At 68.8% G+C, this 16,618-nt stretch carries 11 protein-coding genes; 3 read left to right on the plus strand and 8 right to left on the minus strand.

Annotated elements, in window-relative coordinates:
* Positions 1–131: 131 nt before the first annotated feature.
* From BHE75_RS20670 to BHE75_RS20685, 6 genes are all read right to left on the minus strand, one after another.
* Positions 132–1,469, minus strand: a complete 1,338-nt coding sequence (locus BHE75_RS20670; protein ID WP_084653400.1) for a phage major capsid protein — start codon at positions 1,467–1,469, stop codon at positions 132–134.
* Complete coding sequence (locus BHE75_RS24275) at positions 1,470–1,886, minus strand: hypothetical protein (protein ID WP_139181798.1); 417 nt, start codon at positions 1,884–1,886, stop codon at positions 1,470–1,472.
* The gene (locus BHE75_RS20675; RefSeq protein WP_139181799.1) at positions 1,883–2,134 is read right to left on the minus strand and encodes a hypothetical protein; all 252 of its coding nucleotides are present in this window, start codon (positions 2,132–2,134) and stop codon (positions 1,883–1,885) included. The genes BHE75_RS24275 and BHE75_RS20675 overlap by 4 nt, the downstream gene beginning before the upstream one ends.
* A gap of 20 nt (positions 2,135–2,154) precedes the next feature.
* Complete coding sequence (locus BHE75_RS24605; RefSeq protein ID WP_191225233.1) at positions 2,155–2,322, minus strand: hypothetical protein; 168 nt, start codon at positions 2,320–2,322, stop codon at positions 2,155–2,157.
* Complete coding sequence (locus BHE75_RS20680; protein WP_139181800.1) at positions 2,315–2,599, minus strand: hypothetical protein; 285 nt, start codon at positions 2,597–2,599, stop codon at positions 2,315–2,317. Before BHE75_RS20680 ends, BHE75_RS24605 begins: the two co-directional genes overlap by 8 nt.
* Positions 2,600–3,150: 551 nt before the next feature.
* Positions 3,151–5,688, minus strand: a complete 2,538-nt coding sequence (locus BHE75_RS20685) for a phage/plasmid primase, P4 family (RefSeq protein WP_070935181.1) — start codon at positions 5,686–5,688, stop codon at positions 3,151–3,153.
* A 274-nt stretch (positions 5,689–5,962) separates the two neighbouring features.
* On the opposite strand from BHE75_RS20685, the gene BHE75_RS24610 reads away from it, so the two are divergent.
* Positions 5,963–6,133 (plus strand): hypothetical protein, encoded by a 171-nt coding sequence (locus BHE75_RS24610; protein ID WP_170112616.1) that lies wholly within the window; start codon positions 5,963–5,965, stop codon positions 6,131–6,133.
* Between the two features lie 21 nt (positions 6,134–6,154).
* On the opposite strand, the gene BHE75_RS25105 is transcribed toward BHE75_RS24610, so the two are convergent.
* Positions 6,155–6,805: a hypothetical protein gene (locus BHE75_RS25105; protein WP_254684518.1), complete on the minus strand. Its 651-nt coding sequence runs from the start codon at positions 6,803–6,805 to the stop codon at positions 6,155–6,157.
* A 359-nt stretch (positions 6,806–7,164) separates the two neighbouring features.
* Positions 7,165–8,565 carry a glycosyl transferase family protein gene (locus tag BHE75_RS20695; RefSeq protein WP_070935185.1) on the minus strand — a complete coding sequence of 467 codons (1,401 nt, stop codon included), beginning with the start codon at positions 8,563–8,565 and terminating at the stop codon, positions 7,165–7,167.
* A 170-nt stretch (positions 8,566–8,735) separates the two neighbouring features.
* Between BHE75_RS20695 and BHE75_RS20700 the strand changes: the two genes are divergently transcribed.
* Positions 8,736–14,477, plus strand: a complete 5,742-nt coding sequence (locus BHE75_RS20700) for an alpha-2-macroglobulin family protein (RefSeq protein WP_438830601.1) — start codon at positions 8,736–8,738, stop codon at positions 14,475–14,477.
* Positions 14,478–14,481: 4 nt separating this feature from the next.
* Positions 14,482–16,611, plus strand: a complete 2,130-nt coding sequence (pbpC, locus tag BHE75_RS20705; protein ID WP_139181861.1) for a penicillin-binding protein 1C — start codon at positions 14,482–14,484, stop codon at positions 16,609–16,611.
* Positions 16,612–16,618 lie beyond the last annotated feature (7 nt).

Consider the following 16,618-nt stretch of genomic DNA (forward strand, 5'->3'; position numbering starts at 1 on the left):
TTTGTCACGAAGCGCTACGCTGAGAGCCATCCATCAACAACAGAAAGGGAGCGGGTGATCACCCCCCGCAAATGATAATGAGAGGGCGCCTTCACGGCGCCCTCCCTGCTATAGACTTCAGTATATTGGAACTATCCTGCCGAAACCTTCTGGACCCGGATCGCTTTTGGATCGAGAACACCCCCGCCAACGCGCTTGGTGGCGTAGAACAGCACATAAGGCTTAGCAGTGAAGGGGTCGCGCAAGATGCGCACCCCAATTCGGTCGTTGATCAAATATCCGCGCGAGAAATCGCCGAACGCGATCGGGAAAGCGTCAGCGCCAACGTTGGGCATGGCCTCGTCGATCTCGACCGGGCTGCCCAGCAAAAGCGGCGGCTGCTCTACCGCGAGACTTTCGCGCCACAGGAAATTGCCGTCACCGTCCTTCATCTTCGTGATGAGCGCTGCCGTCATACTGTTCATTAGCCAGGCCGCACCTTGGCGATAGGGGGCGCCCAGACCGTATTTCAGGTCAACCAAGCCGTCCGGCGTCAAGGCCGCAGCCGCACCGCTCACGGTGACGCCCAGTTCGCCGCCGGGATGAGCGAGCGGTTGGCCAGTGGCGGCCACGCCGCCGGGAAGGTATTGCAGAAAGCCGAGCGGCTTGTTGACGCCGTCGCCCGAGATGAACGCGATGCCCTCCTGACGCGAAAATTCATCGCTGAGTTCGTTGGAAAGCCACTGCTCAAAATCGAGCAATGCATCGTCGATCAAGCGTTGCGTCGCCGCCGGCATGGCGTAGATCTCGCCGGCCGGGAAGTTGAGCGGCGTCAGCGTCGTGGTGCTGGTCTGCGGGCGCGAGGCCGTCTCGCCCACCCANCCCGACCCCCATTGCTCGCTGTTCCAAAGCGTCGAATAGCCGTTGACGCCTGTCGTGACGATCTGGGCAAGCCGGCGCATCGGTGAAAACGAACGCTGGGCCTTGCGGACCCGCCGGTCCCATTCGACCGGGGCCATATAGCCACCGGCCGAATTGTCGCCCTCCGACATTGCGGCGCGGATTCTACCGCGATCCGTGCCGTCGGCGTTGGCATCCCTCAGAGTCGCCTCGGCATCCATCGCGCCACGGCGCGCGTAGCTTGCAAAAGCCTGTCGATATTCAGGATCGTTAGCCTGTCCATCGCTCTGTTCCGAGGGTCCCCCATTAAGCTGGTAGGCGGCCAGTTTTAGAGCTTGCTCGTCGCCGTGCTTTTCCAGCGCCTGCAGGCGCCCCTCAAACTTGGCTTTGAAATCGTTGATGGCTTCCGTGAGTTCGGAGACGGCTCTCGCCTCCAAAGAAGGGCGACCACCCTCGGCACGGACGGAAGGCAGCCCCGCCGCCATAAGGGCGCGGGGGGCGGACGAGTTAGCGATCAACATAGGGTTTCTCCAGCAAGTCACCGCTGATCGATGGCGCATCTTCGCTGGGAAAAATCCGATTTTCCCCATCTATTTTTTTGCGAGATAGCGGCGATACCGTTCCGAGAGGATGGACGCGACGGCGGCAATCACCTCACTATCCTCTGACAGCGCCTCTCGATCGGAAAGCCTGCGCCCGCCACGAGCACGCAAGCGGCGCACACGCTCTGCAATGACAAGTCCGGCCGTATCGATCTCGGCCGATATAGCCAGCGTGTCGAGCGGCGTTGGTGCTAGATCTCGTAGAAGGCGAATGACGTGTTCGGCCGGATCGCGGTCGATATCGGCCAATGCGGCGGCGGCAACGGCCCGCGCCAGTTGCCGGGCGCGGTTCGATGCTGAACCGTTTGTGCCGGCGGCTGCGATCACTGTCTCCCGCTCGGCACCCGGGCGGCGGGGGCGCGCCATCGCATAGATCGGCCCTATCAACCCGCGCGGCAGCTTCACGCTAAAAACCTCCGCTGCAATTCGGCCAAGCCCACATTGGTGATCTTGTAACCTACCTCGACAGTGATCGACCCGAACACGCCATGACGATCGGAGATCATCGGCACGAGATAGCCAGCGCCGATCGCCCCGGATGAGCAACGCACCTGACCACCGCCGACCGGCACCAGCCAACCAGAGGCGATGAGCCTTGCTTTCAGCGTGCGCCACCGAATGCCCGCGACCTTCGACGCCTCATCGAGCGTCATGAACTTCTCACACCGGCCCATCATGCGTGAAACACCAGAAGCCCGGCCTCCTTCAACGCCGCCCAAAAACGACGGCGATCCTTGCGCGTCAGATGCCCAGCTAACGCGTTTTCGAACTCGCGGGGTGTCATCGGATCTTCGAGAATGATGTCCGCATCACTGTCGGCCGATTCCACACGTTCAACCATGTCTCGCCTCCCCCGCTTGACGATCGAGCAGCTGGCGTTCCATCAGGTCGGCAGCATTGCGCATCCATTCTATCGCTCCATGCGCGTCGCCGACGGCCGCAACGGCCAAATCATGAGCCGAATAGATGGCGGCGATCGCTGCATCGATCGGCTCTATGCCCAGCTCGAAATATTTGGCGGCCGCCCTGCGATTGAGCGCACGGCATCGCTCAATGGTGTCAATCGTGTCCATGTGTCCGATCTCCGCTCTCTTTGGCATGGCGAGCAGCTCCAGCACGCGAACCCAGTTCGGAAAAATAATGGCGCCTTAGGGTGGGATGAGAGACCCCGATCGCGACGGCGATACGCTCTTGCCGCCATCCCGCATCAGCCAAGTGCTTGACAGTAATTCGATTTTCGACGGTCGGCACATGGAAGGGGCGGCCGGCTCGGCCTTTGTGGGCGTCACCCCGCCCCCGAAATTTCTCATCACCCGGAAAAAAATCTCTAGATGAGAGGGCGCGTGGTCTCCGGCAGGAGGGGCTTCCAGACTTTTGACCGGGGGGTGACCCTTGCGGGTTCGCCCCCGACCCTTGCGCTACCCTTGCACCGTCATCGGCGAGAGAAGGACGGATTTCCGTCACTTCCTGTTCGGAAGTGCAAGGGTAGCAAGGGTTGCAAGGGTTTTGTGTAATCCAACGCATGTGCGCGCCCGCACATGCGCGCGCATATACGTGAGACAGGATCGCGCAGAAGTGTTGCAACCCTTGCAACGCCGCAGAAATCTGCGGCGCAACCCTTGCTCCAACCTTTGCGAGACCCTTGCACCAACCCTTGCAAGGGTCTCCCTTATGGTACGTCATCATCGTCCTCCCAGGGTGAACGGGGCGACGCGGAGCGTTCGTCCGCATCGTCGAAGTCGTCGGCCGTGCGGGTCATCTCCAGGTCGACCCAGCGCATGCCATGGCTCTCCACCTTGCGATGGCCGCGATCGGTCATCGCCCGGCTGAACCCGGTCTGCGTCCATTCGCGCTCACCAGACGCACGCGCCCAGGCGATGAACAGCGCATAGAGCCGCGACGACTGCACCCGCTCGCCGGGTGCCACGCGCGTGCAGGTGGACAGGAAGCGGCCCAGCGGGTCGCTCTCCTCGCGATAGTCGGCCGTGGCCCCGCGCACGCTTTCCGGCTCGGTGAGGCCGTTGACGCGCCAGTCTATGAGGCCGTCCAGCAGGCGGTTGAGGATGCCGCTGGCCTCGCGCTTCATCTTGGCGACGAGCTGGCGATCCTTCTCGCGATCGGGGATCTGCACGTCCCAAGGCACGAGCATCACGCGCCGCCAGATGCCGTCGTCGATTCCGCTGATCGACGGCCGGTGGTTGCCCGATACGGTCATCTTGAAGGCGGGATGCAAGTCGAACGGATCGCGCATCAGCCGGCGCACCGGCATCGGCTCGCCGCCGGTCGCCAGCTTGATCAGCGCCTCGGCGAGCTTCGACCCCTTCTCCGGCTCCGAGGTGCGGAGCATGCGCACGCCGACCAACGCCGCCAGATCGGGCGAGGCATCCGATCCCTTCCGCTTGCGGCCCTGATCGAGAAAGGTCTCGATCGGCACCGTGCCGGAATAGTCGCCGGCGATCGTCGCCCAGGTATCGACGAGGGTAGATTTGCCGTTGGCGCCCTTGCCGTGGAAGAAAGCGAGCTTCTGTTCGGACACGTCGCCGGTCAGCGACAGCCCGCCCCATTGATGGAGGAAGCGGCGCATATCGTTCGCCGGCTGCACGCGGGCGAGGAAGCGATCATAGACCGGGCATGTCGCCCCCGGCCGATATTCGACCGGCGCCAGGCGCGTGATCAGGTCCGCCGGATCATGCGGCCGCAAGCGCAGCTCGGCCCATGGCTCGGGGGCTTCCGCTTCGTGATACAGCTCCAGCGTGCCGTTCAGCACATTGATCAGATAGGGATTGCGATCGAGCTGCTCGGGCTGGACGGTGAGGCCAGCGGCGGACAGGTTCTTGGCGATGCCGGCGATACAGCCGAGCCGGTTGGCGCTCTCCGACGCCTTGGCCCAGGTCGCGAGCTTGTCGGACAGCAGGACTTCCGTGCCTTCGCGCTTCACCTCGACCAGATCGTCGAGCGCGCCGGCATCGTCCTGGTCGCGCCGGCCGGTCTCGCGCATCACGCGCGCTTCCTGCCGGATCGCGCGCACCGTCTCATGGACCCAGCCGCCGATCAGCGCCTCGGCCCCGTCGAGGATGAAGCGGCGGCCGTCATAGGCCATCCAGCCGATCTTATCGACATAGCGGACCCGATCGCCGAACCGCGCCGCGAACCGCTCGGCATTGCCGAGATCGGTCATCGGCAGCATGCACAGCCGACGGTGCAGCGCGTCGGCGTCCGCAGCAATATCGTGCAAGGGTGGATCGTCATTCGCCGCCCGCAGGCGGGCGCCGCGCGCGGGAGAGGCCGCGCGCTGGCCTACCTCCGATAGATCGCGCGGCGCCCCCAGGCCGGCGGCCCAGCCGCTGTCGATCGTCGCTTCGATCTGGCGGGGATCGTCCTGGCCGGGATTATCCATGGCGGCGGCGAGGATGGCGCTGCGCGCCATCGGCTCGGCCAGCGCCCCGGCCGCGACGAGCTGGGCGATGGCGAAGGCGCCGCGATTGAGCGCATCCTGCCGCGCGCCGCTGGGCGCGGTCTGGATCGCGCGGCATTCGCCATCGAGCGCGGACAGGGCATAACGCCGCTCGGCGTCGTTCGCCGCCCCCACGCCCTGCCGCTTGAGCTTTCCAGTCGGCGGGCTTGCACCCTTGCGGCTTTGCAGGATCGTGATCAGCGAGGCCGGCGCGGCGGCGATCGACGCATCGGCTTCATCGCGCAGCCAGCGATAGCGGCGACCATCCTCCATGCAGCTGGGCGGGGCGATGACATAGCCGCCCTCGCCGCGCACATCGACATGGCGCGGTAGGTTGCCGCGATTGCGGATCGGCTCGCCGGCCGCCGGCTGGGCGAAATAGACGTGGACCCCGCCGCTGGGCGTGCGCACCGCCAGCGACGCCGGCAGCGCGCCGCCGATCTGTTCCTCCAGCTCGGCCTTGAGGCGATCGAGGGTCCATTCCTCGCCGGTGTCGGGATCGATGCGCGGATCGAAGTCCAAGACGAACAGGCCGTTGCCGCCCATCGCCACGCCGATCATCGCAGACGGCCACTTGCTCCACCAGGCGCGGATCTGCTCCGGGTCCAGCGACGCCTTGCGACAGCCGCCCGATCCCGGAATGCGCTTGCCGGTCGCATCCTTATCGGCGGGCAGCAGCGGCGCCTTGTTGCGCGGCGAGCAGGGAAAGACAGGCCAGCCCCGCGCCGCATAGGAAAGGGCGGCTTCGACCAATCCTTGAGAATGCGACGAGGCGCTCAAATTGCCCCCCGCAGGTTAGCCACCCACTTTCTGGCGGCCGCTGAAATGCGTGCGCCATTTTTTCGGGTCGCCAATGCAACAGATTGATAAGAGCGGGACGGCCGCGCCCTCGCGGGGCATCCACTTCGGGCGATGCGAAACGTTCCACCGGCAGAAATCCCCCATTCAGGTTGGAATTGAGAGAGTTGCCGGTAAGATGGCCAGGGCGGCCCCGCGTTCGGGCGCCGTTCGCGTAGAGGAGAATCCGATGTCCGAATCCGAATCGACCACCGGCAAGGCGCAATCGTCCGGCACCAAGAAGGCCGGCCGGATCACGCCCGCGGCGGGCATCGGCGTGGGCGTCGCGATCGGATCGGCCGCGATCGTCGCCGCCCTGCTCTACGCCAATCGCAACAAGAAGGGCGACAAGGCCTCCTGATCGGCCAGCCCGCGGGCGACCTCAGAAATCGGTCGCGAGGGTGAAGGCCACGCCGGATCCGGGCGTGGCGTCGCCCGCCACGCGGAAACGGCCTTCCAGCGCGCCCGTCACCATCGCTCCCGCGATCGGCAGGCTGATCGCGGCACGGGGGCCGATATCGAGGCGGTTCGCGCCGGGCTGGGCACCGCCCCATGCCCCCGCGCCCAGCCGCAGGGCGACATCGGGCGCGACATCCCGGCGATGGGCGATGCGGACCGCGCCGTCGGCGAACAGATCGCGCGCATGGATGCCGACAATCCCGGCCTGGGCATAGCCGTCAGCCTCCATCCCCGCCCCCAGCGCCCGCCAGAATCCCCCCGCCGCATAGGCCGACCAGGCATTGCGGCCCTCGCCGCCAAGGTCGATTCGCCGCTCGATCGACAGGCGGATCGCCCGGTCGGGCAAGGGGTGGAGATCGATGCCGATCGCGCCTTCGGCCGCGCGGATCGAATCGGTCGGCGCATAGAGCCGGGCGGCGAGGCCGAGATCGCGATTCGCCCGCCAGGCGATCCGGCCGCCCACCTGCCCGCCGCCAAGCTGGCCGCCCGCCGCCAGCCCTTCGCCGCCCCTGCCGCGCGCGAAGAGATAAAGGCTGGCCGACCAGCGCGAGCCTTCCGCTGGCGCCACATCCACGGGAGCGACCGGGAGATCGGAGGGTGGAAACGGTGGCGGTGGCGGGCCTGATGCAGGGACCGGAGCATCCTCCGGCTCGTCCGCCACCTGGGTGACGGGCCAGGGAAATGCCGGGACATGTGCGGCCAACCGCGTCTTCGCGACCCCCGCCGTCTCCGGCTCCGGACCCGGATCGGCACGAGCGGGAATCGACGGATGGATATCCCGATGCGGCGGCGGCGATTGCGGCCGGATATCCCGCCGCGCCGTCAGGAGCGGAGGCGCATCGGCGGCGTCGCTTCCCTGCACCCACCATATCCGCGCACCGATCCAGGACGCCACCACCAAGGCCAGAAAGCGGATCGGCGGCGCAGCCAGCTTCATTCGGCGCCGCCGGCCGGGAAGCGATGGCGCGTCTTGTCCCATCGGAGCGCGGTGCGCCCGCTCCGCACATAGAAGAGCAGCGCGCGCCAGGCGGCCATGATGCCGATGATATTGCCCACCATCATCCGCACCGGCGCGCGCATAGCCTCACGCGCACCGTAAAAGCGCCAGACCATCCAGCAGCGCATCGCCATGCGCCAGCCGAGCAGGCCGAGGTTGATCCAGCACAATGTGGACAGCGGCGGATCGAGCACCGGCGCAGGCAGGCCGCCGGCCCGATGCGCCACCGCCGCGGCCGCCCACAGCAGCAAGGCGAGATAGGCCGCGCTCACGATCAGCGCGGCCAGCACCGCCCGGCGATCGCGCAGCCGCATCCAATGTTCGGCGATGCCGCCGCGCCAGCCCAGCCGGTCCCAGCCCGCCAGCGCGATGCCGATCAGCCAGCGCGTCTTCTGCCGCACCGCCGCGTCGATCGTCGCCGGGAAATAGGCGCGCACCGCCACCAGCGGCCCGCCATCGTCCACCGGCAATCGCACGAAGACGCCGCGCCCGCCCATTTCGGCGACGCGCAGCCCAAGCTCATAATCCTCCGTCAGGCTGTCGGCGTCGAAGGGCAGGCCGCCGCGCGTGGCCGCGATCCGGGCGATCGCATCGCGCGCGATCGCGCATCCCACGCCTGCGGAAGGAAGCGCCGCGCCGATCGCCTCGCGCACGACCAGCTGTTTCCCATGCGCCTCGGCGAACTCGTCGCAATAATGGCCGCTGATCCAGAGCGAGCCCGGCACGACCAGCGGGATTACCGGCAGCTGCACCAGGGCGAAGCGTTCGATCAGCCGGTCGAACACGACAAGCTCGGCCGGGTGCACCACGTCTTCGGCATCGTGCAGCACGATCGCTTTGAATCGGATGCGGGTCGCCCTTTCCTCCTCCAGCAGCGCCAGCCACAGGCGGTTCAGGCATTCGGCCTTGGTGGTCGGGCCGGGCAGCCGCCCGTCGACCATCCGCACCCGGCCGCCGCGCGCATGGTTCGCCTGCACGGCCCGGACGGCCGTCTGTGTCGCCGGATCATTGGGATAGACGCCCACGAATATGCGGAAATCGGCATGATCCAGCCGATCGAGCGCATGGCGGAGCATCGGGCCGATCACCTCGCCTTCGTCCCAGGCACCGATGAAGATGGCGATCCGGCCGGGGCTATCGGGCGGCGGCAGGCGGGCGGCCGTGGCGGGCCGATGACGGCGATAGACGGTGAGCCGCCGCTTCGCGGTGCGCAGCAGCCACAGCATATCCATGGCGAGATCGTCGATCCCGCCGATCAGGATCCCGATGGCCGCAAATAACGCGACTTCGCGCAATGCGGCATCGAGAAGCCATGGCAAAGCCCCCGCTCCCGGCATTCTCCTGCCCCCCGGGACGGGAACATGTCGCGCGGAGTTCGACCGCGCAAGACGATAATGCCATAATAATGCCGGGCTTTACTTTGCCTCGATTGCCGTTGACCTTCGATTGCGGCTGGATTCCCTATCCGCCAGACGGCATTTTCGAACCACAATGAAAAGGGGAGCGGATGATGCGGCGGCTTTTCGGAATGCGCTGGGCGGCCCTGCTGCTGGTCCTCGCGCCCGTCGCGGCCTCCAGCGACGTCGCTCCGCAGGTGGTGATGGCGACGCCCGGCGGCGCGGGCGGCCTGATCGAACGCTTCACCATGCGCTTTTCCGAACCGATGGTGCCGCTGGGCGATCCGCGCGCGGCCGCGCCCTTCGCCGTCGCCTGCCCGGTTCCGGGCAAGGGCCGCTGGGTCGACCAGTCGATCTACGTCCATGAATTCGATCGGGCGCTGCCCGGCGGGCTTTCCTGCGCCCTATCGCTGCGCGAGGGGCTGAAGACGCTGCGGGGCGCCACCCTTGCCGGCCAGCAGAGCTTCGTGATCGATACGGGCGGTCCCGTCGCCCGCGCCGTCCTGCCGTCGCGCTATGGCGGGGACGTGGCCGAGGACCAGATATTCCTCGTCGCCGCCAATGTCGTGCCGGATCGCGCCTCCGTGGCGCAGGCCGCTTATTGCGCCGTCGACGGCATCGGCGAGAAGATCGCGGTGGACGTGCTGCCGCCCGCGACCGTGGGCGACATCCTCGCCGGCATGGGGCCGGATCGCTACGAGGTGCGCAATTTCCTCTCGGAAGCCGGCCTGCCGGAAGCCCTGCCCAAGGACGCCAGGGAACGGGCGACGGCGCTCGCCGGCATCACCGCGCTCAAATGCCGCCGCCCGCTGCCGCCGGGGCGCGACATGGCGCTGCTGTGGGGTGCCGGCATCAGCGGGCCGGGCGGGCGCACGGCCGGCGCGGACCAGCGCTTCGATTTCACGGTGCGCAAGGCGTTCGAGGCGCGGTTCGAATGTTCGCGGGTGAATCCGCAGGCCGGCTGCAGCCCCGTCGAGCCCGCCAATGTCCGCTTCACCGCCCCCATCGCGCGCGCGGCGGCCGAGGGCGTCCGCATCCGCCTTGCCGACGGCACCGAGCTGCTGCCCGAGATCGCGGACAAGAGCGCCGCGCAGGTCAGCGCCGTCCGCTTCAAGGCGCCCTTCCCCGAATCGGTGGACGGCAGGCTGCTGCTGCCGGAACGGCTGATCGACGATAGCGGCCGCCCGCTCGCCAATGCCGGGCGCTTTCCGCTCGATATCCGCTTCGATGCCGCGCCGCCGCTGGTGAAGTTCGCGGCGCCGTTCGGGATATTGGAAGCGAAGGAAGGCGGGATGCTGCCCGTCGCCGTGCGCAACGTCGAACCGGCATTGCAGGGCGGCACCCTGGCGGTGGACGGCAATATCGCCCGCATCGATGGCGACGACGGGGCCGTCGCCCGCTGGCTGCGCACGATCGACAAGGCCGACGACAATGATTTCCGGGAGGAGGGACGCGGCAAGGAGAAGGTGACGGTCAACCACACCGGCGCGAACGCGGTGCTGAGGAACGTGGCCGGCGCCCGCCCGATGTCGCTGGCGCTGCCCGGCAAGGGCCGGCAGTTCGAAGTGGTCGGCATCCCGCTGGCCAAGCCCGGCTTCTACGTCGTCGAGCTGGCAAGCCCCGCGCTGGGCCGCGCGCTGCTGGGCCGCGATGCCACCCGCTATGTTTCCGCAGGCGCGCTCGTCACCAACCTCGCCGTCCATTTCAAATGGGGGCGCGATACCTCGCTCGCCTGGGTGACGGCGCTCGACAGCGGCGATGCCGTCGCCGGCGCCGACGTGCGGATAACCGACAGCTGTTCCGGCCGCCTGCTGGCGCAGGGCCGCAGCGACGCGCGCGGCCGGCTGGCGATCCGCCGCCTGCCGGAGCCCGAGACCTACGGCGCCTGCGATCCCGAAGCATCCCATCCGCTGATGATATCCGCCCGCAAGGACGGCGATTTCAGCTTCACCCTGACGAGCTGGTCGAAGGGCATCCAGCCTTATGATTTCGACCTGCCTTATGGCTGGTCCGACGATACCGACATCTTCCACACTATCTTCGACCGCAGCCTGATGCGCGCGGGCGATACCGTGCACATGAAGCATATATTGCGCCGCCCGGTGGCCGCCGGTTTCACCTTCGCCGGGCGGTTGCAGGGCGTGCTGCGGCTCACCCATCGCGGATCGGACACCCAGTTCGATCTGCCGCTGGACATCGGCGCCGACGGCATCGGCGAAACGGCATGGACGGCGCCCGCCGGGGCGCCGCAGGGCGATTACGATCTTACGATCGTGTCGGGCGACCGGACGATCTTCACCAACCAGTCGATCCGGGTGGACGAATATCGCCTGCCGACGATGCGCGCGACCATCACCGGCCCCAAGGCGGCGGCCGTGCGCCCCCGGCTGCTGCCGGTCGACCTGTTCGTAGGCTATCTTTCCGGCGGCGGCGCATCGAACATGGGCGTCACGCTGCGCACCGCCTTCCAGACCGACGACAGCACGCCCAAGGGCTGGGAGGGCTGGAGCTTCGGCGGCGCCAGGATCGAAGCCGGGGTGAAACCGCTGGACGGCGACGGCGGCGAGATTGGCGGCGCGGCCGTGCCCGGCGTGCAGATGCTGCCCGTCACGCTCGACGGCCAGGGCACGGCGCACACCAATGTGGAGATACCGCAGGCGATCGACCAGCCGACCGTGATGGCGGTCGAGATGGATTATCAGGATGCTAATGGCGAGGTGCTGACCGCTTCCCGCCGCCTGCCCATCTATCCATCCGCCGTCCGCGTCGGCCTGAAGACCGACGGCTGGCTGATGAAGGAGGACGATCTTCGCCTCAAGCTGGTGGTGCTGGACGTGGACGGCCGGCCGGTGATCGGCCGCAAGGTGAAGGTGGAGCTTTACAGCCGCGAGGTGATTTCGGCCCGGCGCCGGCTGATCGGCGGCTTCTACGCCTATGACAACAGCGCCCGCACTACCCGGCTGAAGCAGGGCTGCACCACCAAGACGGATTCGCTGGGGCTGGCGGAATGCCGGATCGATCCCGGCGTTTCGGGCGAGATCTATGCGGTCGCCACCGCGGAGGACGATGCCGGCAATGCCAGCCGCGCCGTCCGATCGCTATGGCTGGCGGGCGAGGACGACTGGTGGTTCGGCGGCGACAATGGCGACCGGATGGACCTGGTGCCCGAGCGGCTGGACTATAAATCGGGCGAGACCGCCCGTTTCCAGGTTCGCATGCCCTTCCGCGAGGCGACCGCGCTCGTCACCGTCGAGCGCGAGGGCGTGATCGGCAGCTTCGTGACGAAACTTTCGGGCAAGGACCCGGTGATCGAGGTGCCGCTGAACGGCGCCTATGCGCCCGACGTCTATGTATCGGTGATGGCCGTGCGCGGGCGCATCGGCGGGTTCAGGCTGTGGCTGGCCAATCTCGCCCGCGATTGGGGCCTGCCCTTCTTCAGCCGGGAAGGCGCCGCCCCCACCGCGCTGGTCGATCTGGCCAAGCCGAGCTTCCGGCTGGGCATCGCCAAGATCAATGTCGGCTGGGAGGCGCACCAGCTCGCCGTCGACGTGAAGGCCGATCGCGACAAATATCGCATCCGCGATACGGCGCAGGTGAGCGTGCAGGTGAAGGACGCCGCCGGCACGGCGCCGAAATCCGCCGAGATCGCCTTTGCCGCCGTGGACGAGGCGCTGCTGCAGCTTTCCCCCAACCCGAGCTGGGCGCTGATTGATGCGATGATGGGCGAACGGCCGCTGTCCGTGCTCACCTCCACCGCGCAGATGCAGGTGGTGGGCAAGCGCCATTATGGCCGCAAGGCGCTGGCGGCGGGCGGCGGCGGCGGTGGCGACCTTTCCGCCGTCAACCGCGAGGATTTCCGCCCGGTGCTGCTGTGGAAGGGGCGCGTGCCGCTCGATCCGCAGGGCCGCGCCAAGGTGGCGGTGCCGCTGTCCGACGCGCTTTCCTCCTTCCGGCTGGTGGCGATCGCCACGGCGGGCGCCGATCGCTTCGGCACCGGCAGCGCCACCGTGCGGACGACACAGGACCTGACGCTCTATTCGGGCCTGCCGCCGCTCGTCCGATCCGGCGATTTCTACGGCGCGAGCTTCACGCTGCGCAACGGATCGGACCGGCCGATGACCGTGACGGCGACGGCGGAGGTCGCGCCCCGCATCGGCACCGCCCGGCCGCTCACCGTGACGATCCCGGCCGGCGGCGCGGTGCCCGTCACCTGGAACCTGCCGGCGCCGGCGGGCATCGATCGGCTCCGCTGGACGGTATCGGCCCGCGCCTCGGACGGGCGGGCGGTGGACAGGATCACGGTGAATCAGGAGGTGGCGCCCGCCGTCCCGCTGGAAACCTGGGCGGCGACGCTGGCCCGCGTCGGCCCGCAGACCAGCATCATGCTGGCGCCGCCCGCCGGCGCCCTGCCGGGGCGCGGCGAGGTTTCGATCCGGCTGACCGACAGCCTCGCCCCACCCTTGGACGGCGTGCGCCGCTACATGGCCGCCTACCCCTATGACTGTTTCGAGCAGCGCCTGTCCAAGGCGGTGGCGACCGACGATGCCGGCGCCTGGGGCCGGCTGGCGGGCGAGATCCCGGCCTATATCGATCGCAACGGCCTGCTCCGCTACTTCCCCGTGGAAAGCATGGAAGGCAGCGAGGCGCTGACCGCCTACGTTCTCCACATCACCGCCGAAGCCGGCTTCGTCCTTCCCGAGGCCGCCAGGGCGCGGATGATCGAGGCACTGAAGGCGGTGGTGGACGGCCGCGTCGAAAGCGCCGGCCAGGGGATCGGCGAGCGGCGCTACCTGCGGCTGGCGGCGCTGGCCGCCTTGGCCCGCAACGGCGCCGCGACGCCGGCAATGCTGGGCCAGATCGGCCTCAGGCCCGCCGATATGCCCAGTTCCGCGCTTGCCGACTGGCTGGTCGCGATCGACCGCACCGGCGGCGATCCCGCCCTGCGGCAGGAGGCGGAACGCGTGCTGCGATCGCGCCTCATCTATGAAGGATCGCGCTTCGACCTCAACGATGCCGGCGCCGCGCCCTGGTGGATGATGACGAGCGGGGACGAGATGGCGATCCGCGCCCTCATGGCCATTCTCGGCCGGCCCGGCTGGCAGGAGGATGGCCCCCGCATGATGGTGGGCGTGGCGCTGCGCCAGAAGCGCGGCCATTGGGATACGACGCCGGCCAATGCCTGGGGGGCGCTGGTGGCGAAGCGCTTCGCCGCGCTCTATCCCGCCGAAGCGGTGGCGGGCACCACCACGGCCACGCTCGGCAGCACGACCCGCAGCCAGAGCTGGCCGAAGCCCGGCGATGCGCCCCTGCTCCGCCTGCCCTTGCCCGCCGCCCGCGCGCCCTTGCTGCTGGCGCAGAGTGGCGGGGGCGGGCCGTGGGCGCAGGTCGCGCTGACCGCCGCCGTGCCGCTTCGCCAGCCGCTGTTCGCCGGATACCGCATCGAAAGGCAGGTGAGCGTGATCCAGCAGCGGGTGAAGGGGCGGTTCACGCGCGGCGACGTCCTCAGGATCCGCATCAGCGTGGATGCCACGGCGGAGCGCAACTGGGTGGTGGTGAGCGATCCCATCCCGGCGGGCGCCACCATCGTCGGCAACCTCGGCGGGCAATCGCAGCAGCTCGCCGATCAGGCATCGGACGGGGAAGGCGTGCAGCCATCCTATGTCGGGCGCGGGCTGGATGCGTGGCGCGGCTATTTCGAATGGGTGCCGCGCGGGCGCTTCACCGTGGAATATGCCGTGCGGCTGAACGGGGCCGGCACCTTCCAGCTGCCGCCGACGCGAGTGGAGGCGATGTATTCGCCCGATATCCACGCGGCGCTGCCCAACCAGCCGGTGACGGTGGCGCTCAGGTGACGTGATGCGTCCTGTTCGCTGGCTCACCCCGATCAATGGCCTGACCGCCGCCGTCCTCGCGCTGGCGATCGGGCTGGCGGGGCTCTGGCTGTGGACCCTGCCGCCGGCCATGCCGGGCTATGCCGGGGTGCGGGCGGCCTACCGACCGAGCGAGGCGTGGCTGCGCGACCGCGACGGCCGGCTGCTCGATGCCGAGCGCGTCGACTTCCAGGCGCGGCGGCTGGCATGGACCGAACTGGACGCGATCGCGCCGGCGCTGCGCGAAACCCTGGTCGCCGCCGAGGACCGGCGCTTCTTCCATCATGACGGCGTGGACTGGTGGGCGCTGGCGGGATCGGCGCGGGACCGGCTTTCCGGCAAGCGGCCGCGCGGCGCATCGACGCTGTCGATGCAGCTCGCCGCTTTCCTCGCGCCCGATCTCGCCCGGCCCGGCGCACGGAGCTGGCGGGATAAGCTGCGCCAGATGCGCGCGGCGCGCGCGCTGGAGGCGCGCTGGTCCAAGGACGAGATACTGGAAGCCTATCTGAACCTGGCCGGCTTTCGCGGCGAGGCGCAGGGCGTGGGCGCGGCCGCGCTCACGCTGTTCGGCAAGACGCCGGCCGCGCTTTCGCCCGACGATGCGCTGCTGCTGACGGCCTTGCTGCCCGCCCCGCAGGCGAGCGCCGCCGAGGTGGCACGGCGCGCCTGCGCGATCGGGCGGCGGGCCGATTGCGCGCGCCTGCAGGCCGATGCGGTGGCGATGCTGGGGCCGGCGCGGCGGCTGGCGCTCGACCCCGGCCTCGCGCCCCATCTGGCGGTCAAGCTGCTGCGCCAGCCGGGCATGACGGTGACGACGACGCTGGACCGCGACATCCAGCGCATCGCCTCCGCCGCGCTCGCCCGTCAGCTGCGTGGGCTGGGCGCCGGCCGCGCGCGCGACGGCGCGGTGGTGGTGGCCGACAATGCGAGCGGCGACGTGCTGGCCTATGTCGGCGGCGTCGGCGGGCTATCGACGGCGGCGGCGGTGGACGGGGCGGACGCCTATCGGCAGGCGGGATCGACGCTGAAGCCCTTCCTCTACGCGCAGGCTATGGAGAAGGGCTGGCTGACGCCGGCATCGATGATCGAGGATTCGCCCGTCCAGCTCGATACCGCCTCGGGCCTCTATGTCCCGCAGAATTACGACCGGAACTTCAAGGGCATGGTATCGGCCCGCACGGCGCTGGCCGGGTCGCTGAACGTCCCCGCCGTGCGCACATTGCTGCTGACGGGGGTGGAGCCGTTCCGCGAGCGGCTGGCCGAGACGGGCTATGGCGGCCTGACCGAGGACGGCGATTATTACGGCTTCAGCCTGGCGCTGGGATCGGCCGAGGTGACGCTGCTGGAGCAGGCCGATGCCTATCGCACCCTGGCGAACGGCGGGCGTTATACGCCGCTGCGCATCCGGGCGGACGATCCGAAGGCGTCGCCGCGCGCCGTGTTCACGCCGCAGGCCGCCTTTCTGGCCGCCGACATGATGGCCGATCCCGGCGCGCGGGCCGTGACCTTCGGGCTGGATAGCGCGCTGCGCCTGCCCTTCTGGGCGGCGGTGAAGACCGGCACGTCCAAGGCGATGCGCGACAATTGGTGCATCGGCTTTTCCGATCGCTTCACCGTGGCGGTGTGGGTGGGCAATCTGGAAGGCGATCCCATGCGCGGCGTTTCCGGCACCAGCGGCGCGGCGCCGGTGTGGCGGGAGGTCATGCTGGCCCTGCATCGCGACAGGCCGGGCCGGCGCCCCGCCCCGCCGCGGGGGCTGGAGCGCCGCGCCATCCGCTTCGCCGGCGATGTCGAGCCGCCGCGCGGCGAATGGTTCCTGAAGGGGACGGGGCAGGCGATCGTCGCCGCCACCCCGCCGGCGGCGCGCCGGCCGCGCATCGCCGATCCGGTGGCCGGCACCGTCTATGCGATCGATCCCGACATCCCGATGGACCGCCAGCGCATCCGCATCGCCACCTCCGGCGCGGTGGAGGGCCATCGCCTGATGCTGGACCGGCGCGATCTGGGGCCGGCGGACAGCCAGCCGCTGATATTCGCCGGACCGGGCCAGCACCGCCTGCTGCTGGTCGATGCCGGCGGTAGGGCGGTGGACCGGGTGCTGTTCAGCGTGCGGTAAAGGCGGT

The sequence above is a fragment of the Edaphosphingomonas haloaromaticamans genome (assembly GCF_001853345.1).
GTDB classification, from domain to species: domain Bacteria; phylum Pseudomonadota; class Alphaproteobacteria; order Sphingomonadales; family Sphingomonadaceae; genus Sphingomonas_E; species Sphingomonas_E fennica.

Bases quoted from the DNA above. Each gene is read 5' to 3' on its own strand.
- BHE75_RS24610 (WP_170112616.1), top strand. From the start codon at position 5,963: ATGTCCGAATCCGAATCGACCACCGGCAAGGCGCAATCGTCCGGCACC.
- BHE75_RS24605 (WP_191225233.1), bottom strand. From the start codon at position 2,322: ATGGTTGAACGTGTGGAATCGGCCGACAGTGATGCGGACATCATTCTC.
- pbpC (WP_139181861.1), top strand. From the start codon at position 14,482: ATGCGTCCTGTTCGCTGGCTCACCCCGATCAATGGCCTGACCGCCGCC.
- BHE75_RS20700 (WP_438830601.1), top strand. From the start codon at position 8,736: ATGATGCGGCGGCTTTTCGGAATGCGCTGGGCGGCCCTGCTGCTGGTC.
- BHE75_RS20695 (WP_070935185.1), bottom strand. From the start codon at position 8,565: ATGCCGGGAGCGGGGGCTTTGCCATGGCTTCTCGATGCCGCATTGCGC.
- BHE75_RS20675 (WP_139181799.1), bottom strand. From the start codon at position 2,134: ATGACGCTCGATGAGGCGTCGAAGGTCGCGGGCATTCGGTGGCGCACG.